The following is a 19,790-nucleotide window of genomic DNA, read 5'->3' as shown; positions in this document are numbered from 1 at the left end:
AGAGTTGCTGTGCTGGGCACAAAACAACTCTATTCGCTTTCATTTAGTTGGCAAGGATAGCATCGACGATTCGACGTGACGCCTCACCATCACCGTAAGGGTTTGATGCTTGTGACATCGCTTTGTATGCCGCTTCGTCCGACAAGAGCTCGTCCGCAAGTGAGAAGATATTCTCTTCTTCAATCCCTGCGAGTTTGAGCGTTCCTGCCGCCACACCTTCTGGGCGTTCTGTCGTGTCACGAAGAACGAGGACAGGGACACCGAGAGATGGTGCTTCTTCTTGTACACCACCTGAATCTGTCAAGATCAAGTGCGACGTCGCCGCGTAGTTATGGAAGTCGAAGACGTCGAGTGGTTCGATCAAGTGGACACGTTCGACATCGTGAAGGATCTCGTTGGCGAGTTCACGGACGACCGGGTTCATATGCACGGGATACACGACTTCGATATCGTCATATTTTTCGATTAAACGACGTACCGCGCGGAACATGTTGCGCATCGGCTCGCCCAAGTTTTCACGACGGTGTGCCGTCAGCATGACGAGACGACGACCTTGCGAACGGATGCTGTCGAGCAGTTCGCTCGCATAGTCATCGCGTACTGTCGTCTTGAGTGCATCGATCGCCGTATTACCTGTGACGAAGATCATCTCTTCATTTTTGCCTTCACGAAGGAGGTTGTCACGCGACGTATCCGTCGGTGCGAAATGAAGGTCAGCCATGACACCCGTCAATTGGCGGTTCATCTCTTCCGGGAATGGTGAATATTTGTTGTGTGTGCGCAGGCCAGCCTCAACGTGACCGACTGCGACTTGGTTGTAGAAGGCTGCAAGTGACGCCGCGAATGTCGTCGTCGTGTCCCCATGGACTAAGACGATGTCTGGCTTCGTTTCAGCGATGACTTCGCCCATCCCTTTCAATACACGTGACGTGACATCGTAAAGCGTCTGCTTGTCTTTCATGATGTCAAGGTCGTAGTCCGGTTTGATTTCGAACAGCTCGAGCACTTGGTCAAGCATTTGACGGTGCTGTGCTGTCACGACGACAATCGGTTCTACCCCTTCACGTTTTTTCAACTCAAGTACGAGTGGTGCCATTTTGATGGCTTCTGGTCGCGTCCCAAAGACGGTCATGACTTTTTTCATAGGTCGTTTCGCACGGTCTGACTTCACCGTGCTTCCTCCTCCCAATTGCTCACGCTTCGCTCGATACAGCGACCGACGAATGACGTGTTTGTAGTTGTTCTTCTGTCAAAGGTGGCAAGATATACGTCTCCCCGAGCTCCGTCGCATCGACGACCGTCGTACGACGTTTGAGCTTGTCGGCTTTGAACGAATCCTGCTGTTCTTTTGACAAGTTGCGGAACCATTTCAAAAACTTGTTGTATTCCCCAACGACTTCATTGACCGGTCCATACTCGCGCACTTCTCCGAACTCGAGCCAGAGGCCGAGCGTACAGAATTGGCGGACTTGTGAGACCGAGTGACTGATGAAGAAGATGGTCTTCCCTTGATCTTTAAACTCATTCATCTTGGCGAGGCACTTGTCGGTGAACGTTTGGTCCCCGACTGAGAGCGCCTCATCGATGACGAGAATGTCCGGGTCGACATTGATTGAGATGGCGAATCCAAGGCGGGACTTCATCCCACTCGAATACGTTTTGACCGGTTGACTGATAAAGTCACCGATATCGGCGAATTCAATGATGGCCGGTGTCAAATCGATAATCTCTTGTTTCGTCATCCCGAGCATCAACCCTTTGAGCTCGATGTTCTCGAGCCCCGTCAAGTTGCCGTTCAATCCTGAAGAAATGGCAATCAGCGCTGTCTTTCCATGAAGTTCGATTTTCCCGTGGGTCGGTGGCATCACATCAGCTAGCAAGTTCGACATCGTCGACTTGCCTGACCCGTTAATGCCGATGATCCCGACCACTTCTCCAGGAGGGACTTCAAACGTGACATTGCGAAGTGCGTAAAACTGTTTGCCACTTGCTTTACTGAAGAAAATCTCCTTCAGCTTATCAGATGGCTTGTTATAGAGCGTATATCGTTTCGATACGTTTTCAAATTTAACCTGGTACATAAGGTCCTCCTCAAATGTAATCGATGAAGTGTCGACGGAAACGTAAATGAATCATCGACCCGGCGAAGAAGAGAACGAGGACGATGGCCCAGTAATAGAGACCGTACGCCCAGTTAGTCGCCAACCAGTCGCTTCCGAGGAACATCGACCGATACCCTTCGACTAAATAATAGAGCGGATTGATTTGTAGGATACTCGCGAGATTCGCCGGCGGTACCCAAAAAATCGGCGTCAAATACATCAACATCCGCATCATCGATTGAAGAAGGTTTTGAAGATCGCGCACGATCGTCGTGAGCGCGGACGTAATCAAGGCGAGTGAATAAAGAAGCGCGAGTGCACTGAACGCCAAGTAGATAAACCATAAAGAATGCAGCCCCATCGGGAATCCGAATGCCCACATTAAGATAAACGATACACCGACTAACGCCACGTGGCGATAGAAGAGTGCGAGCAAGACGTATGCCGGAATCGTCGAGATTGGGAAGCTCATTTTGGAGACCATGCCGATTTTTGAATAGACGGACCGGGCCGTCGAGGTGATGGCCGAGGCGATAAAGAACCAGACGACAATCCCCGCGACCAACCATGGCAGAAACGGCACGCCATCAATCGGCCTGCCGCTTCGAATACCAAATCCAAATACGAACCAGTAAACTCCAATCTGCAATAACGGTGTCACGAACTCCCATAAAAATCCGAGGTACTGCATCGAGTTGTTGCTTCGCGTCTCATATGTCGCGAGACGGAAAATCAAATACAAGCTCGATTTTAGCTCTGAAAGAATAGCTTTCGCGGATTTAAACATGTTCATTCACCTGAATCAAAGAACGAGATTCGTTTCCTTTGTATATTTGTAGAGGTTGCCGTAGTTGACGACCGCTACGTCTTCACCGTTTGGTTTCACGATGTTACGTGTGTCGAAGATCATCGGACGACGCATTGATGCGTTGAGTTCTGCAAAGTCGAGGACTTTGAACTCATTGTGGTCAACGAGGACGAGGACGAGGTCCGCGTCTTTGAGTGCTTCTTCTTTTGAAACGAGCTCAAAACGGCTTGACGTTGATTTTTCAACGTGTGAATCGTGAACCGAAATGTTTACGCCACGGTCAAGCAAGATTTCAGCGATTTCAACCGCTGGGCTCTCACGCATGTCGTCGACGTTTCCTTTGTATGTCACACCAAAGACTGCGACTTTCGCGTCTTCGATTCCAGCTGTCAACTTCTGAACGTTGTCTGCGACGTAGTGTGGCATCGAGACGTTCGTCTCACGTGACAAGTTGATGATTTTCGCAAGATCCGGTGATTTCGCGACGATGAAGTACGGGTCGACCGCGAGGCAGTGTCCACCGACACCAGGACCTGGGCTGTGCAAGTTGACACGTGGGTGCTTGTTCGCCATCTCGATGACGTCAAGAACGTTGATGTCTAGGTCGTTACATACTTTCGCGAGTTCGTTCGCGAGTGCGATGTTGACGTCACGGAACGTGTTTTCCATGAGTTTTGACATTTCTGCCGTCTTCGCATCCGTTTTCACGATTTCACCTTCAACGAATGTACCGTAGACGCGTGCGCCTGCTTCTGCACATTCAGTCGTGATCCCACCGACGATCCGGTTGTTGTGCACGAGCTCATCAAGGATTTGTCCAGGCAATACGCGCTCTGGGCAGTGTACGAGGAAGATGTCCTCACCGACAGTGAATCCAGCTTCTTCGACGAGTGGTTTGACGAAATCGTCCATCGTACGTGGCGCGATTGTCGATTCGACGATGATGACGTTGCCTTTTTCAACGAATGGCAACACTTTACGTGTCGCATCCAAGACGTACGTCAAGTCACATGATTTGTGCTCGTCGTCGTTGTTTGGTGTTGGTACGGCGATGATGAAGGCATCAGCTTTCTCTGGTGAGAGTGATGCGCGGAATTTCCCTTTTGCCACGACGTCTGCGACCATTTCGCCGAGACCTGGCTCTTCAATGTGGATTTCTCCACGGTTCAATTTATCAACAACATGTTGTGAGATATCGACTCCGACGACGTCGACGCCATAGTTCGCAAAGACAGCCGATGTCGGTAATCCGATATATCCAAGACCTACTGTACATACTTTCATTGTGTGGTAACCTCCAAATGTTTTGACGCGCTTTTTAAATAGCGCATTGTCCATCATTTTATTTCACATTCGATAATAAAACAATACTCATTATACTCTTGAACAATTCTTTGGTGCAATTACATTTTCATGACAATGTCGTCGCAAATTGTTCGTGTGTTTTGCCTAGAATGATTTGTTCCATCTCTCGATAGAGACGATCGAGCGCAAAATGTTTACGGGCGTATACTTGATAGACTTTCGCGTCCGTCATCAGCTTCTCGGTATCTTCTTTATAAGAGAGGATCGTATCGACAAATTTCGACGTATCCGTGACGAGCAGTTCGTCCGGATAAATCGTCTCCGCACCCGTCCAGTGACGGATGAGCGGGTACGCCCCCGATGCCATCGCTTCGGCCGGTGCGAGATGGAAGCTCTCCAAATCACTCGTCGAGAAGACGAAACCGATCGATTGGAGCCATGTGTCGACGTCATTGCCATGTCCATCGAAGTGGACGTGGTCACGCAGTTCCGACTCCTCGATCCGTTTCAATAACGCTTCGTAGTACGCACTCTCTTCTTCCCGTTTGCCAATCCAATAGACGTCTTTCGGATGGTGCCCTTTGAAGTGGAGCTGATACCGTTTGTCCGTCTTCAACAGTTCTTCGAGGACGTCGAGTGCGAGGTCCGGACGCTTCAGTTTCGGGTTCATGCCGATCATGCCGAGACGGAACGTCAAATCGTCCGCTTGTTTCGGCTTGTCGAATTTGTCCGCATCGACGGCGTTGTAGATGACCGTCATCTGGTGACGCGGGATCCCGAAGAGACGGTGCATCTCTTCTAACATATACGGCGAGACGAGGATGATCCGATTGATATTATCGAGCGCATATTCACGAGGAAACGGTGTCTCTTTCTCCTGACGGTGAATCCGGACGATGAGACGCTGGTGCGGCAGTTTATGTTGCGAGTACCAGACGGCGTTGCCGAGTCCCCACTCACAGAAAATGACATCTGCCTGCGCGAGACATGCCTTACTGTGATTCACATCATGAATCTTGTGTCCGTCCCACTCGTCGACAAGGATCCGATAGTTCGGGTCAGCCTCGAAACGTTCCATGAACATGCGAATGAATTTCAAATCATGACCGGCGAAGAGGATCGTCGTCTTTTGCATCTCCCAAATCGAGTCGCGGAGACGCTCGAACGTGCTCGCGAACGTATAGTGCTTCGCCATGTTGTAAAGACGTTCCGCCGCATCCTTATAGATGGCCGGATGCGTGAAGGCGAGCTCGACTTTTTCGACGAACTCGTCTTCCGAGTTGACGAAGAGCGGATAGCTCGACCCGAGTAACATCTCGTGCATCTTGTTGCGGTTGAGGAGGACCGGCTTCCCGAGCGCCCCATATTCTAATAGCTTCGTCGACAATTCGAGACTGTCGTCGAGGTCCGGGTGGCGCCACGAGATGCCGATGTCGCTCTCTTCGATGAGCGTCTCGACGTCCGCACGCGGGATGCCTTTCAACCAGTGAACGCCCGCATCCGTTTGGAGGCGATGTGTCACTTCTTTACGGAAATTCGGGTTGTTCGGGTCTTGGTTGAACTTGTCCCCCGCTACTTTCAATTCGACGTCCGGCATCCGGACCCGTACTTTCTCGAGTGCGTCGAGAATCTCGGCCGAGTACCAGAGCGGCGCGAATTTACCCGTATAGACGAGACGTTTCGCCTGACGCTTGAACGCAGGCGTTGCCTCGCGCATGTTCGGGATCATCGGGTTCAAGATGAGGAACGGCTTCGGCGTCTGTAAAAACGTCTCGAAGTACGCCTTCATCTCTGCTGTCTGACAAAGCATGCGTGCCGAGCGGTCCGCAATCTTCTTCAGACGCGTCAATTCTTCTTGTGACGCGGCCGACGAGTCATGCGTGAAGTCTGTGAGATACGTCCACGTCTTTTTCATTGTATGTTCATAATCCGAGAGCGCATAGGCGAGCTGGAATCCGCGGATGAACGTCATGTCGTACTGCTTCGTCTCGACGAGCTCGTGGATGAGTTGGGCCGCCTCTTCCGGCTGGAGCACCTTCTTCTCATAATACGGCTCGTCTTTCTTCGTCGAGTCTTCCGTGAAGACGTCGATGAAGTTGACACGGTCAAGCTGTTTGATCGACGCCGTCACTTCCGGCTTCACGATCGAACGCTTCAAGAGCACGTCGACCTCGATGTTCGGGTCTTGGTTCAACATATGCACGACCGACGTGAGCCAGATGGCCGATCCGTCGATCAAGTTCAAATTGACGTCCCCGTATACGAGGATCCGTAGCGGTTGCTTCGTCATAACGTCACCTCCTGGCGGTCCGCTTCATCCATGGCGGCACCGGCTTTCACATATTGATATGGGTCGACACTGAAGATGCGCTTGCCGGAACGGGCAAGTTCGTTCAAGCTCTCGTCCGCTTCAAAGATGTGGAGGGCCTCCTCGACCGTATAGAAACGGAGGGCCGACGGCTGCACGAGCGAGCGGGACGGGGTCGCGTCAAACACGTAGCGATACGACTCATCGTGATCTTGTTTGACGAGCTTGCCGTCATACGTATAGTAATCCTCTTTCGTGAGAATGTCCGCTTCCGCATAGCGTGCCGCGAGCAGATAATCGCTCAAGTAGTTCGGGCCGTAATAATCATCCGACTTCAAGTGAGCGACCCAAGCGTACGACTCGACCATCTCCGTGAACGACGTGTAGTGCGTCAAGTAGCTACGCATATACGTCGAAACCGACGGTGTATTGTACGTATTGTATACGTCGATGTGGTCCTCGAACTTATCAAGGAACATCATGAGGTGTTTATGCTCGTAGTTCTGTGCCTCGAACTGACTGACGACACGCTCTGCCTCTTCGCGCGACTTGATGAAGGCGACGACGGCAATCTTCTCGTGGTCGACACGGTACGGGATGCCGACGTCTTGGACGATTTTCGCCAGACGCTGCGTGTACGTGTGATACGTCAACACGTGACGCATACCGCGCATCGCGATGTCCTCGTAGAACGAGTCATCCGTCATCAAACGGCGGAACGTCTCGTCTAGGTCCGATTCGCCGTCGTCGAGGAAGACGTAATCCCCAAGCATGGCGTCGACCCCGACCGAACGGGTGCTGACGACCGGTGTCGCACAGGCGAGTCCTTCGAAGACACGACGCGAGAACATCGTCGGTGAATCGTTGACCGAGTTGACGTTCAACATGACTTTATACCCTTTATACGCTTTGGCAATCTGGTTATATTTCAAACTGCCGCGAATCGAGTGGCGGAACTGTTCTGGGAATTGGAGCTGGTCGCTCTCCCCGCGTTGATTGATCGCATAGTTGCGGTCGTAAATCGCAAGACCGTACTTGTCTGCCGCCGCGAATAGGCGGTCCATGTCGGCTTTACGCGATTCGTGACGGTTCGCATAATACGAACCGGCGAAACACGCGTAAGGCTCGCGAGTCCCCGGTAAGCGGATCGGGTTATGTTCTTTCGGCTGGGCCGCGAACGGTAACGCATCGACCCGGTCATGACCACAATCTTCTTTATAGTTCGGGACGCGGTTCATGTCTGTCGTATACACATAGTCGAATCGCTTCGCCGTCTCGATGAAACGGTCATAGTGAATCGGGTCTTCTTTATTCCAGAAGACGGTCGGGATATTGTGATAACGGCACCAAGCGAGAAGCGCGTCGAGCTCTTCCCATGTGTTCGTACCGTATTTGACGATTTTCTTCTCCCAAGCGCCGGCGTTCCCTTTCCACGCCGATTCGACGACAAGGACGTCCGGTTGCTCATCGAGGAGTACCGTCTTCCAGTTGTCTGGTGTGAACGTGATGAGCTGACATTCTGGCTTATATGATGCCATCGTGAACTCATCGAAGATGGCCGCGACCTTCAGTTCGTGAAGTTCACGCGGGACCGGTGCGAAGAAGCGTGCCTCGCGCACGTCCATCCACGTCGGGTTTTCCGTACCGTCGCTGACGAGTTCCTCGGCCACACGGATGCGGTCGACACGCGCCTCTCCGACACCGTCGACACGGAGGGCGAAACGAAGGAAACGGATGCCCCGGTCGAAATAGAAGACTTTCTCGCTTCCGATTTGAACTTGTTGCATAATCTGACGCTCTGTCGCCGAGTAGGCGATGATGTAGAGGACGACGTTCGCATCTTCATCGGCGACACCGTCGAGCGTGACACGATAGCGACTGTTTGCCTTCACTTCATACGGGAACTCTGTCGGGAGCAACTTGAAGCTGTTGTTCATCTCGGCGTACGAGATGTAGCGGCGCTGATCGTCCTCACCTTTCAAGTTGACGACGAGCTGGTCATCACGGCTCTTCAATTTGATGAGGTCCGGTGCCGGGATCGTCCACATGTCCGGCTTGAGCGACAAGATGTCCTCACGACGGACACTCTTCTCGCGAATCATCCCGATGTTCAAGTTCTCGAGCGTCCCCGCCCCGTTCACGCGAACGAAATAACGGATGGAACGGTGTGACGGTGCGATGCGGACGATACCGCTCAGTCCGAGTGGCACTTCGATCAAACGGTCCTGCCCGGACACTGTATACGTCGCAATGAATAGCGACGCGTCCGCTGTCCCCGTGCGGTCCCCTTTTAAGTAGAACCGATACAAGTCGTCATCCATGTCACCTGTCTCAAAATCGATGCCACGTTCCGTATCGACGTGTGGCAATGCGACCTCGTCGACACCGTAATGTGTGTATTGGTTCCCTTCGGCGCGTACGACGAGCGTGTCAGCGTCGAAGTGAGCAATCTCACTTTGTGGTTTGAGGGAGCGGAGTGACGTCGACGTAAGCGGATAACGGAAATCAAAGGCGTCGACCGAAATGTTCGCGGCCGTCCCTTCCACCGTCCAGAGCGATAGGGTCCCGAGCGTGAGCTCGACGAGGCTGAACGCCCCTTTCCCTTCCACATTCAAGTGCGCCCGGACGATCTGTTCACCCATTCCGAGTGTCACATCGACTTGGTCGCCGTCCTGTACGGTCACAAAACGCTTTCTGCCACCTTTTCGAACGATTTCCAACTGTAGCGTCGGCATCAATCCTTCACGTGATTTGACGCGCATTAGGGCCGTGAACGTCTTTTGACCTGATTCGACCAAATCGTTCGCCGAGATGATGTCTGAACTTGCATTCGGTCGGAACGTCAAGATGACCGGTTCGTCACCGGTAAAGACAAGGTCCGTCCCTTCGACATGTACGTAAGGTGAACGTGTATACCAGTTCGGTACGACTTCTCGTAGTTGATGCGATTTGTTCGGTCGCTTCAACACTTTACGACCGAGTCGCTTCGACCGTTGTACCCCAAGGTAAGCGGCGCGACGTGCTTTTTTCTGCCAATCCATCCTCATATCCTCCAAATCATCGATTCTCTCGAATTCGATTCTTTATTTGCGAATGCGTCGTGCGACAGCCTGCGCTTTCAAAATCGCTTTACCAGCTTTTGATTGCACAAGGCGACGATACTTCTTGTTCAACACATCATATTTACGTTTCACGTCTGTTAGCGCTTGTTCTTTCTTCTCAAACGTCTTCACAGTCCATTCAAACGTATAGAGAAGGTCGCCATACTTTTGAACGAGGCGACGATGTTTTTGTCGTAACAACCGTTCATCATGTTTCAAATGACGAATCTCTTCTTCTTGAAGTTTGATTCGCTGCTTCAACAATCCGATTTCTTTTTCAAGTTCATTGCTCATGGTCTCACCTCACAAGTATGCGTCAAAATAGAGACGCTTCAATTCTTCTTTTTGTCCTGATTCATATAAGTCGACGAACTGTTTCACGATCGGCGTCTCTAGTTCCATCGGACGATACTGTTCGATGATTTCATAAAGCATCCCGGCGTTGTCGAAAAACTCTTCCGGCTTGCTGCGACGTAAGAAGACCAGATACCACATCGAGAAGAAACGCTCGAATCGAGTCGAACGGTATTGGTCGAGTACGCCTTCGCGAGCGAACGCTTTCGCCCGTGCCGTCTCCCGGATGACACACTTCATAAAGTATTTCTTCGTGATCGTATTGACCGTCGAACCGGCGACGGCCGCGTAATAGTCATGAATCGTCAAGTCGAGCAGGGCGACCCGTCCCGCGCTTAAGAACATCTCTTGGAAGAAGAGCGAGTCTTGGCCGACGGCGCCGATGACCTGTTTCAAATCGTGCTTCTCGATGAAGTCTTTTTTGATGACCATCGTCTGGATACTCTGCACCTTGAAGTTGTGCTCGAGCAAGTACGCTCTCGGGTCTTCGATGACACGAACGCCATCTTTTTCGAGGTCCTCTAGTTCGATCATCGCTTCCCGGTTCGCAAGCTTCAACATGCTGCCGACAGAGAGGTCGAGCGCATCATCCTCTTTCATGACACGGAACAGTGCCGCATAGCCGTCGTTGACCGCTTCATTGTCCGGGTCAAGGAAGGCGATGTATGGCGTCGTCGCGAGCTCCACCCCTTTGTTTCGTGGACGTGAGGCGCTGCCGCTGCCGCCATCGTTGAACGAGTACGTGTAAACGTTCGGATATTTCCGGACGAGGCGCTCGATATAGCCGATCGTCTCTCGGTCCGTCGACCCGTCGTCGACGAGCCAGATCTCCATGTCTTCAAACATCGAGCTGCGACGAAGGCTTGAGAAACATTTGTTGTATAGATAGCGACCGTTATTGTAAATCGGTACGATCATTGACAGTTGATAGTCGCCCGCTTCGTTCGGGACGAGCACATCGTCTGCCGCGAGCAATTCGAAACGATCGATGGCATAACCTTGTCCTTCGATACGGCGGCCTTCTTGAATCGTCTCAAGCGACACATCACCTGCTACGAACATCGTCAAGCCCACGTCAGCATAGTCTTCCACGAACTCATGGATTGTGTCCTGCCCTTTCGTCACGAACGAGACGTCCGTGTATTTGAAGGCGTTGACCATGTCTTCTACATAGTAGTCGAGATAGTGATGACGGTCGTCAAACACTGTCACAAAGTCGGCTGTACGCAAATCGACTTCTTGTAGATCCGCCTCGGCGACGAAGCGCTTGTGCGGATACGATTGACGTTCGAACTGTTCGCGCGTCGCCGTCACATCACCGCGACCGATGACGAGGACGTCGCGACGGATTTCGTGGTGGATGCCGAGAATGAACATCATCTCGCTGAAGCGGTCATACATCGTATGGTTCGAGAAAATCGTACGGACACCGGACAGCTGATGCTCTAGACGCTCTTCGTCCGTCTTGAACATTTCTAAGATTCCTTGCGCGTCCAAGGCACTCGTCGCGATGAACACGTTCGGGAAGTCGTTGTTGACGGCGACGTTGTAATTCGTCACGACGAGTTGTCCGCGAGCCTGCGCGTTATAGATGGCTTGTGCACTCATCGTCGGACTATGCTTCACTTCGTTGACGTGAAGAACCCAGTTCGACGCCTCTTTCAGCTTCTCCATATCCTCAGGGTCCCCATGGACGAGGACATCTTGAAGCGATTTCGGTGCGAGTGACGCTTTCGATTCATTCGCCTCACGTATCACATAGAGCTCTTTATTCGCATCGCGGACGCCTTGCGCGAGCGTCTCCAAATCTTTGGCGAAACGATATACAGGGAAATGATTCGTCACGACGACGCGGTCCGTCTTGCCACGCGTCATCCCGATCGGGTTGAAATGCAGCGGATCGACGCCAGGACGAATGACAAAGACCCGTTCATGTCCGACTTCTTCTATATAATCTGTCACCCGCTCCTCGTTCGCCGTGAAGATATAGTCACATTGTGCGGCAAGTGAAGAGAAGCGGTCGAAATGATTCGTATCGAGCGTCGTCTCGAAGACGACACGGATGTCCTTTTGCTTCGCCTTGCGAATGAGGTTGCCGAGCCAGTGACGGGAGTGCGAGCGTGGTGTCCCCATGTGATGGAATGCGGTCGTCTCGTCTTCAGCGAGCGCCGCCGAGATGAGCAGGAAGTCAATGTCTTCTGCTTCAAGCAACTCTAAAAAGCCTGTCACGTTCTCAAAGTAATGGGTGTGACAAAGACGTTCGAGCTCACGGGCCCGCTTGACCGGTCCGACGAACGCGACATGCACGTTCGCCTTCTCATAAAAACTGCTCCCGTTCGACTGGATGCGTGTCACATCCAGTTCAGGGAGGCGCTTCCGGGCGGCTTCTAATTCTTCCTGCAATGCGGATTGTTGTTCCTCGAACAGTTTGTCATCTAGACGCGGGCGTTGCGCCTGTCTCGACAAAGAAGGAAGTTCATCTAAGGTAATCAAGTCATCCCCGTCTAACGCCTCTTTTCGGTTGACTCGTTCTTTTTCTTCTTTTAACCACGCGATATGCGCTTGCACGTCGCGTAGCGTCGCTTTTACATCCATACGTCCGCTCCACCTTTTTTAAGTAATCAGTATTTCTTCATCTTATCGTATCTTAACAGAGTTACATGTCGGTCGCAATTTGATGACAACTGTACAAATCGGCGTCCTACATCAAAAAAGACGGACCCACAAGTGGATCCGTCCCCAAAACAGTTATTCACTTACTCTGCTGCGTTGACGTCAACGATTCGTCCTTCAACAGCCGGTGTGACTTCTTCACCGAGGCTGATCAAGTGATCGCGGAAGTTCTCCCAGTCGATGAGACCGAGGTCGTTGACACGGCCGTCTTTGAATGCCGTTTCAAACTCAACATAGTTGTCTCCACCTTGCGCTGTGAAGAAGTTTGTCGCCACTTTGTAGCTCGTCGCATCTTCGACATCGACGAAATCTGTGCCGTTGTTGTACTGCAAGCTAACGATGCGCTCGCCAGCCGGTTTTGAGCTGTCGAACAATACTTTGAATCCAGACACGTGAAGGAATCCACCGTTCTCGATTGGATAAATGCCAACACTGCGCTCAAACGCCGCTTTCAACTCGCTACCTTTCAAGTCCATGATGGCAAGCGTGTTTCCGAATGGAAGTGTCGTCAACACTTCACCTGTCGTGACAGGACCCGCATCGATTGCCGCACGAATTCCACCACCGTTTTGAACGGCACCAATCACGTCTGCATCATACTCTTTCGCTTTTGTGAACATGCCGTCTGTGATCAAGTTACCAAGTGCCGTTTCGTTTTTGCGTACACTTGGAGCAGTCACAGTACCTTCATCACGCGGGTTTTCGAGTGGTGCTGTGAGTGACACACCGATCGGGTCTTCACTGATTGCATCCACGACTTCTTTGAATGGTGCGAGAAGTGAGACCGCATATGGATCTGGTTGAAGGTCACGAACGTCAATCAAGCTTCCTGCATGCTTGATGACTTTTCCGTCTTTATCGAACTCGATGTCCACTGTACCAAGGAACTGGCTATATTGATCCGCTTGGACGATGACTGTCGGCTCAGCCTTACCTTCTGTGATGAGGACCGGCTCTTTCAAACGAGTATGCGTGTGACCACCGACGATGACGTCGATGCCGTCCACGTTTTCAGCAAGCAACAAGTCGTTGTCAAACGCTGGGTTATCATTATACCCAAGGTGTGATACGGCGATGATTTGGTCGACACCCATCTCTTCGAATGCGTCGACCGCTTTTTGCGCTTCAGCGATGTAACTTTGGAACTCGATCGGTCCCGGACTTGCGATTGACGCCGTTTCTTCCGTCGTCAAACCGAAGAATCCGACCTTCTCCCCGTCGACGACTTTGATGACACCTTCATATAAGCGACCATTGTACGCTTTGTGTGTCGTTTCGTCGCGGTAGAGGTTCTTCATGTACTGGTCTTTTGAATAGTCCACGTTCGAGCTGACGAACGGGAAGTTCGCATAGCGGACGAAGTCAGCAAGTTCTTTATGTCCGTCTTCCGTACCGAGGTCGAATTCATGGTTACCTGGTACCATCAAGTCGTATTTCATGTAGTTCATGAGCTTGAGGTCGGCTTGACCTTTGAACTCGTTGAAGTAGAGCGATCCTGAGAAGACGTCCCCTGCGTCGATCAAGAGGCTATCCGGCTTCTCGGCACGAACTTGCTTGATCGCCGTCGCACGGTTCGGTGCGTATTTGAGCGCCGCGTGCGTATCGTTCGTGTGCATGATCGAGAGCTTGTATCCTTCTACTGTATACGGGACTTCGAGTGTGATTGTTTTTCCACGGTTTTTGTATGTAGCCGTCGCGACGAATTCGCCGACTTCATCTGTGCTGATGCCGCTCCAACGAACCGGTTTTTCGTAAGTACCGCTCGCGAATCGTACGTCTTGTTTCAAGATACCGAGCGCTGGTTTCCCTTGTTTGAACACGAGCGGCTCAGACGGTGGGAGAATTTCAATCGGATGGTCGAGGACGCGAACACGCTTCTCGATATACATCCCTTTACCGAGGACAATCCCACGTGCGGTTTGGAACGTTCCAAGTTTTTCAAGGTCGACACTTGATTTGTACCAGTGAACTCGTGCCCCTTTGTATGTAGCGTCGAGTGCCGCATCTAAATCCCCTTTGTATACGTACGCCGATTTCGCTTTCGCGACCGGTACTTTCGGTGCAGCTTCTGTGACAGCAGCCGGTGTGAGTGACGCCGTCGATACAGCTGCTACGGCAAGCGCTGTATACAATTTACGTGATGATTTCTTTGCCATGTTCAGTTCCCCTTTCGGATTTGCGAACAGGACACAGGAAGGAAAGCGCTTACATCGTTCGACTTATGTGTAATCCCATTGCCCCAAAGTCGTCCGTTTTTCCCCCATATGTACAATTCGCTCTAGTTCTAACGTAACGGAAAAGCGTCCAATAAACAATCACAAATTGAAGATTTTAAAGGTTTTTACAATTTCCACAAAAAACGATTCCCTCTTTATGACAAAGTAGCTCGAGATGCCGAAATCATTTGGTATATAATGACTTTTAGATTAAAGGAGGTACACATATGTATAAAAAAATTCTAGGTTTTACTATTTTATTGGTCGTCCTATTCGGAATGCAATCCGTCGAGGCAGCATCACCGACGTATAAGACGGTCCAATCCACTCAACTAAAGGCATCGACGCAAAAAGGTGCCAAGACCTTGATGACGGTGAAGGCGAATACGAAAGTCGATCTCCTCAGCAAGACGAACTCGTGGGCCCACGTCCAAATCGGTAAAACGAAGGGGTATCTCTCCATGCGGTCCGTCATGCCGCTCGAGACACCGATTGCTTCATACGATATGAACGAAGTCATGAGTTATAAGGGCACGGACATTGTCAGCATCTCCGGAGTCAGCTACAAGATTGACCCAGCGCTCAAGCCATTCTTTCAGAAAAACGGTACTGCGCTAAGAAGTATGATCGTTGTTCCAAAAACGTCAGGACGCACCCTCACCGGATGGAAACAGCTCAGTTTCTTCCCGTTCGGTCAACGTGCCAGCTCGCTCGTTATCGACAAAGCGGCAGCGAGTCGAATCGACAGTTTTCATATCCCATCTACGAACTTCACGTTGACGACGGCAGGACCGCTCCGTCAAGTCGTCGCGAACGCATATGCGCATTATCCACCGCTTGATGATGATAAACAAACGCTCACCTTGAACGGTCAGATCGAGCAACTCCATACGGCAGGTGAAGTCAAAATCGCCGGAAAAGGAACGATTGAACGGTGGGACATCTCAAAAGATACGGAATATTCATATGAGATCCCCGTTCGATATTCAGGAGAGGTCGGCTTCTTGAACATCCGTAACACAGATGTCGTCGTACGCGGGACGAGCACGCTCAACGTCCGTACCGTCGCGGCACCGACGAAGACGCATGTCCTCGGAGGAAAGAACGGCGTCATCGGTTCAATCAAGCCATCGAAGACGATTCGCGGGAAGAAGATGGGGAAAGCCGAACTCGCCATCGACAAGATGTTCTCGAACGTGAACGAAGCATCGGTCACGACTACACTCGACACGCTAAACATCTCCTACACGAAAGCGCGTGTCGGCGACTATGTGACGGCACTTCGCCAAAATGAGGCGGCTGGACCGAACAAACGCCTCGTCAACTCGGCGACCGACCTGAAAGACATCGTCCGTCTCGTCGATGCGGTCATGATGACGAAACAGACGACACCGGCCTACGTTCATACGTCAGATCGTCAACTGACGGTCCAAACGTTCCATGACCATGTCGACAACGCATCGTATTCCAGTCAATATGCACGTGCCGTCACCGCCATGGTCACGGATGGCACATTACAGACAATCCGTTTCAAACGTCCACTCATCGAGAAGAAAGAGTGGTATGTCAGCCAAGAGAAAGGCCAGGCATTTATTTACGATTTCCCTGTCGGATTGACTCGGATCGTCACCATCGACGGCAACACGACGCGTAGCCTCGTGATGGAGACGAAAGCAGTCGCGCGCCCGAACGACTCGCAATCTCGGATCGAACTCGTCTCCATCAATGACAAGCCACTCGCTGCCTATCAACAAGAGCCGCCTGCCTATGAGGCGAAAGTGGTCGAATCTGGGTCTCGGACATATGTCGCCGTCCGTTCGGGTGACAAGGAGTGGTTACGTAACATCCACTTCTTCAACGTCGACGTGAATGCGAACCATCGTACGGGCGGACCGGTCTCGACGGACAAGATCAACCTCGGTGGCTGGAAGTCGTCTGAAACCGTCATCTTCCCACTATACGATACGAAGCGATTGAACAACCTCACGATCCAATCATTCGGCTACAAAGACGCCGTTTACAAATAAAGCCTACAAAAAATGACATCCTCGTCTCGAGGATGTCATTGTCCGTTCGGCTGACTGATAATCGTCAACCAGACGTTCGAGTATACGCCCGCTACGAGCGCGTAATCGTTCGGGTCTGCCAAGTTGAGCAGACGCCCGTTCTGATAGAAGTATAGGTTCGTGATGACGCCACCGCCAGACGAGCCGATCGTGATCCCACGGGCCGTGAGCGTCTCATCCGGGTCAGTGATAATCGAGACGACCGAGTCAAAGCGGTCGCGTTTGACCGTCAAATAACCGCGGTTTTGATCGATGTACACCTCTTTAAATCCACGTGGGTAATGGGAAGCATTCCCATGGATGTAAGGCCCTTTTTTCGGGTCAAGGCGTAGCGCCATCCCGCTGAACGTCAACTGTTCGCCGGTCGTCGACGGGAGAATGAAGTCATTCGCTTCCGCATCGTCCGCCGCGCGCGTCCAAAACATCCCCGCCAAAAGCAACATCGCGACAAGCGTTACCTGAAGCCCACTCATCATTCTTTTTTTGATCCGTCTTTCCTTGCGACTCATTTGGTCCTCCTCCATGCGCCCTGCTTAGAATTAGTTCAAAAGGTGATGTGACTTTATCCCTAAATGCATCCAAACATTATCGCATATGTAAATGATATACATGTCTCTTATACAATTATTGTAATATCATTGGTAAAAATCATCAAGGAAAAACTCAAATTCGTCTTATTTTTTTATAATCGAGTCAATACGGGATCCGGATGACGTGCTTTGTCCCGCTCTCAAGCCAATATGAGACGATGTACCTATCCCCTGTTTCTTCCACTTGCGTCTGGACGATGCGTGAATTCGTCCGGTCGAGGCGGATGAGCGTCAAGAAGCGGACGTCCGTCCCACATTCGATGGATACGACCTGTGGACGGCTCACCCATTCGAAATCGCGAGCCGACACGTGACTTTCTTCGATGGTCATGTACGATTCGTCCCCCGTCATGAGTTGGACGATCTGCATCGCACGATTCGACGTGTCCATGAACCGGACGTTCTGGGACTCCGTTGATCCTTCGACGAGGTCGAGACCCGGTGCCACATGGAAGCGCTGAACGAACAGGTCCGGTTCTGGTGACGTGATGCGGTCGAAGACGATGAGCGTCCGCGCCTGATCGTAGACGACCTTCCGAGTGTGGAGGGCACCTTTTCCGATGAGACGGCTCACCCCTGTCGCCACCACTTGCTTCCCGATCGGTTCGACGGATACGATACCGCTCTCCCCGATCCGCTCGACCGACAAGTCGAGCTCGTCCCCGAGACGATGCACCGTGTTGTGTGACGTGACGCGCATCGCCTCCGACCGTTCCTCGCAGTCCGCGTACCCATATCGCCCCATCTCGACGATGAAGTCGCGACCGAGCCCATACAGCTCGAGACTCAGATCGTCCGCATGCTTGTGGGCTGCGCCGTGATAGCCCGCCGTCATCAAGAGATGTGTCGCATCACTGAAGGGACGCTTTAAATGGGTCCAATATTCACGCATGACGGCATAGTTCGAGCCGAGGTTCACCATCCGTTCAGACGGACAAACCCCTTCCTGTCCCCCGCTCAACGCATAGTCGAGTGACGGATACGAGTCGACACGCGGAATCAGATGCCGTCCCCGAATCTGTCCGCCCGTATCCCCGACCATCGGCAGCGTCCGGTTCGGTTTGATCAGATGGACGAGGCGTTCCGGCATCGCGTCGATGACGTCAAACTGGTCGGACAACGGGAAGCCGTTCACGTTCGCCCAGTCGACGAAGCGGCTCAACATATGATAGACGTATACGTGATAGCCCGGCGAATGTTCGAGGTGGGTCCCGTCTGCGGCGAGACTCGTGTCAATCTGGGCATCGAGACGCGCGCGGGCGACCCGTTCCCATTCCGGGCTCCGGTCGAACTCCGGGAAACAGGAGGCGATGGCAAAGAGCGCCATATCCTGGAACATCCCGTGATTATGACGCGGCCGATAAAACGTCGGCGTCGCCAACAGGACGGCATGGTCGTACAACATCTTCAACAGCTTCTCTGTCATCGATGGGTCGCGCTCGATCCGTGCACAGCGGTACGCCTCAAAGAACCCGAGCAGATGGAACACGCGGATCGCCGTGCCGTGCTCATGGTATGCCTCACGCTTCCGGTTGACCGCAAAAACTGGATGGCGCGCGTGCCAGCTATCGACGATGCGGGCGGCGTGTTCCACATAAGCCGTCTCTCCCGTCACCTCGAAGGCACGAGTCAGCTGATGGACGGTCGTCAAATAATGGAGCTGGAGACGGAAGGAGTTGTTGTCCACCCGCGGTACCATCTGATCCCAATCGAACGCATCGACGTCCGCGACACGTAACGCATCGGGTGCTGCCGGGATGTACCAACGTCCTTGTAAGACACCGTCCGCAAAACGAACGGCCTGATCGTCCGTCAGCCGTTCATATCGATACGAGGCGATCGGACGTTTGTCCTGTATGTACTGATGCACGAGCAGGCGGTCCATCCGGTCGGACAGTCTCGCCTTCGTGAGCGGGCGCCTCATGGCGAGCATCGCATCGGACGACATGACGAGCGACTGTTTCCCGTTCAAACGCACGACATGATACTCCCCATACGGACGGATAAGTCGTCCGGTCCCGGTCGTCTCGAGTCGCATATCCGGGACGACCCGTCTTCCTTTCCATTGATACAGCATCGTCCCCGCCGAGATGACGACGTCCCATACGTGGCTTCCCCGTGCCGCGAGCGAGCCGCCAAATTGGGCGACGAGTCTTGCGATTGAATGTTCCATTCGTTCCCTCACTTGTCATTTGTTATACTTGAAAATTCTACCTTAGCAAATGGTGGGATTCAAGAGTTACCCAGTCGTTCACACAAAAAAGCCC

12 protein-coding genes are annotated in these 19,790 nt (G+C 52.2%); 1 reads left to right on the top strand and 11 read right to left on the bottom strand.

Going from position 1 to position 19,790, the window contains the following annotated elements; all coding sequences use genetic code 11:
• Positions 1–43: 43 nt before the first annotated feature.
• The 9 genes from wecB to P400_RS0105720 form a co-directional block, all read right to left on the bottom strand.
• The gene (gene wecB, locus P400_RS0105760) at positions 44–1,144 is read right to left on the bottom strand and encodes a non-hydrolyzing UDP-N-acetylglucosamine 2-epimerase (RefSeq protein WP_026825286.1); all 1,101 of its coding nucleotides are present in this window, start codon (positions 1,142–1,144) and stop codon (positions 44–46) included.
• Between the two features lie 49 nt (positions 1,145–1,193).
• Entirely contained in the window at positions 1,194–2,081 is an 888-nt protein-coding gene (gene tagH, locus P400_RS14940) for a teichoic acids export ABC transporter ATP-binding subunit TagH (RefSeq protein ID WP_034770888.1), read from the bottom strand.
• 10 nt (positions 2,082–2,091) lie between these two features.
• Complete coding sequence (locus P400_RS0105750; RefSeq protein WP_026825285.1) at positions 2,092–2,889, bottom strand: ABC transporter permease; 798 nt, start codon at positions 2,887–2,889, stop codon at positions 2,092–2,094.
• A 15-nt stretch (positions 2,890–2,904) separates the two neighbouring features.
• Entirely contained in the window at positions 2,905–4,194 is a 1,290-nt protein-coding gene (locus P400_RS0105745; RefSeq protein WP_026825284.1) for a nucleotide sugar dehydrogenase, read from the bottom strand.
• A gap of 127 nt (positions 4,195–4,321) precedes the next feature.
• Positions 4,322–6,505, bottom strand: a complete 2,184-nt coding sequence (locus tag P400_RS0105740; RefSeq protein ID WP_026825283.1) for a glycosyltransferase — start codon at positions 6,503–6,505, stop codon at positions 4,322–4,324.
• Complete coding sequence (locus P400_RS0105735; protein WP_026825282.1) at positions 6,502–9,564, bottom strand: CgeB family protein; 3,063 nt, start codon at positions 9,562–9,564, stop codon at positions 6,502–6,504. Before P400_RS0105735 ends, P400_RS0105740 begins: the two co-directional genes overlap by 4 nt.
• A gap of 42 nt (positions 9,565–9,606) precedes the next feature.
• On the bottom strand, positions 9,607–9,918 hold the full coding sequence (locus P400_RS0105730; RefSeq protein ID WP_026825281.1) for a hypothetical protein: 312 nt from the start codon (positions 9,916–9,918) through the stop codon (positions 9,607–9,609).
• Between the two features lie 9 nt (positions 9,919–9,927).
• Positions 9,928–12,573 (bottom strand): glycosyltransferase, encoded by a 2,646-nt coding sequence (locus P400_RS0105725; protein WP_026825280.1) that lies wholly within the window; start codon positions 12,571–12,573, stop codon positions 9,928–9,930.
• A gap of 161 nt (positions 12,574–12,734) precedes the next feature.
• Positions 12,735–14,807 (bottom strand): bifunctional metallophosphatase/5'-nucleotidase, encoded by a 2,073-nt coding sequence (locus P400_RS0105720; protein WP_026825279.1) that lies wholly within the window; start codon positions 14,805–14,807, stop codon positions 12,735–12,737.
• Positions 14,808–15,094: 287 nt separating this feature from the next.
• Between P400_RS0105720 and P400_RS0105715 the strand changes: the two genes are divergently transcribed.
• Positions 15,095–16,894, top strand: coding sequence for a hypothetical protein (locus tag P400_RS0105715; protein ID WP_026825278.1), 1,800 nt, complete (start codon positions 15,095–15,097; stop codon positions 16,892–16,894).
• Between the two features lie 35 nt (positions 16,895–16,929).
• Here the strand turns inward: P400_RS0105715 and P400_RS0105710 are convergent, their stop codons facing one another.
• On the bottom strand, positions 16,930–17,442 hold the full coding sequence (locus P400_RS0105710) for a hypothetical protein (RefSeq protein ID WP_026825277.1): 513 nt from the start codon (positions 17,440–17,442) through the stop codon (positions 16,930–16,932).
• Between the two features lie 184 nt (positions 17,443–17,626).
• A complete protein-coding gene (locus P400_RS0105705) occupies positions 17,627–19,696 on the bottom strand; it encodes a heparinase II/III family protein (protein ID WP_026825276.1) in 2,070 nt (689 codons plus the stop codon).
• Positions 19,697–19,790 lie beyond the last annotated feature (94 nt).

It is taken from the genome of Exiguobacterium marinum DSM 16307, from assembly GCF_000620845.1.
In the GTDB taxonomy this organism is placed as follows: domain Bacteria; phylum Bacillota; class Bacilli; order Exiguobacteriales; family Exiguobacteriaceae; genus Exiguobacterium; species Exiguobacterium marinum.
This window is presented reverse-complemented; position numbering and strand designations above follow the sequence as displayed.

What these genes read in the sequence shown, in the direction of transcription:
- wecB (WP_026825286.1), bottom strand. Translation starts at nt 1,144, where the DNA reads ATGAAAAAAGTCATGACCGTCTTTGGGACGCGACCAGAAGCCATCAAA.
- tagH (WP_034770888.1), bottom strand. Translation starts at nt 2,081, where the DNA reads ATGTACCAGGTTAAATTTGAAAACGTATCGAAACGATATACGCTCTAT.
- P400_RS0105750 (WP_026825285.1), bottom strand. Translation starts at nt 2,889, where the DNA reads ATGTTTAAATCCGCGAAAGCTATTCTTTCAGAGCTAAAATCGAGCTTG.
- P400_RS0105745 (WP_026825284.1), bottom strand. Translation starts at nt 4,194, where the DNA reads ATGAAAGTATGTACAGTAGGTCTTGGATATATCGGATTACCGACATCG.
- P400_RS0105740 (WP_026825283.1), bottom strand. Translation starts at nt 6,505, where the DNA reads ATGACGAAGCAACCGCTACGGATCCTCGTATACGGGGACGTCAATTTG.
- P400_RS0105735 (WP_026825282.1), bottom strand. Translation starts at nt 9,564, where the DNA reads ATGGATTGGCAGAAAAAAGCACGTCGCGCCGCTTACCTTGGGGTACAA.
- P400_RS0105730 (WP_026825281.1), bottom strand. Translation starts at nt 9,918, where the DNA reads ATGAGCAATGAACTTGAAAAAGAAATCGGATTGTTGAAGCAGCGAATC.
- P400_RS0105725 (WP_026825280.1), bottom strand. Translation starts at nt 12,573, where the DNA reads ATGGATGTAAAAGCGACGCTACGCGACGTGCAAGCGCATATCGCGTGG.
- P400_RS0105720 (WP_026825279.1), bottom strand. Translation starts at nt 14,807, where the DNA reads ATGGCAAAGAAATCATCACGTAAATTGTATACAGCGCTTGCCGTAGCA.
- P400_RS0105715 (WP_026825278.1), top strand. Translation starts at nt 15,095, where the DNA reads ATGTATAAAAAAATTCTAGGTTTTACTATTTTATTGGTCGTCCTATTC.
- P400_RS0105710 (WP_026825277.1), bottom strand. Translation starts at nt 17,442, where the DNA reads ATGAGTCGCAAGGAAAGACGGATCAAAAAAAGAATGATGAGTGGGCTT.
- P400_RS0105705 (WP_026825276.1), bottom strand. Translation starts at nt 19,696, where the DNA reads ATGGAACATTCAATCGCAAGACTCGTCGCCCAATTTGGCGGCTCGCTC.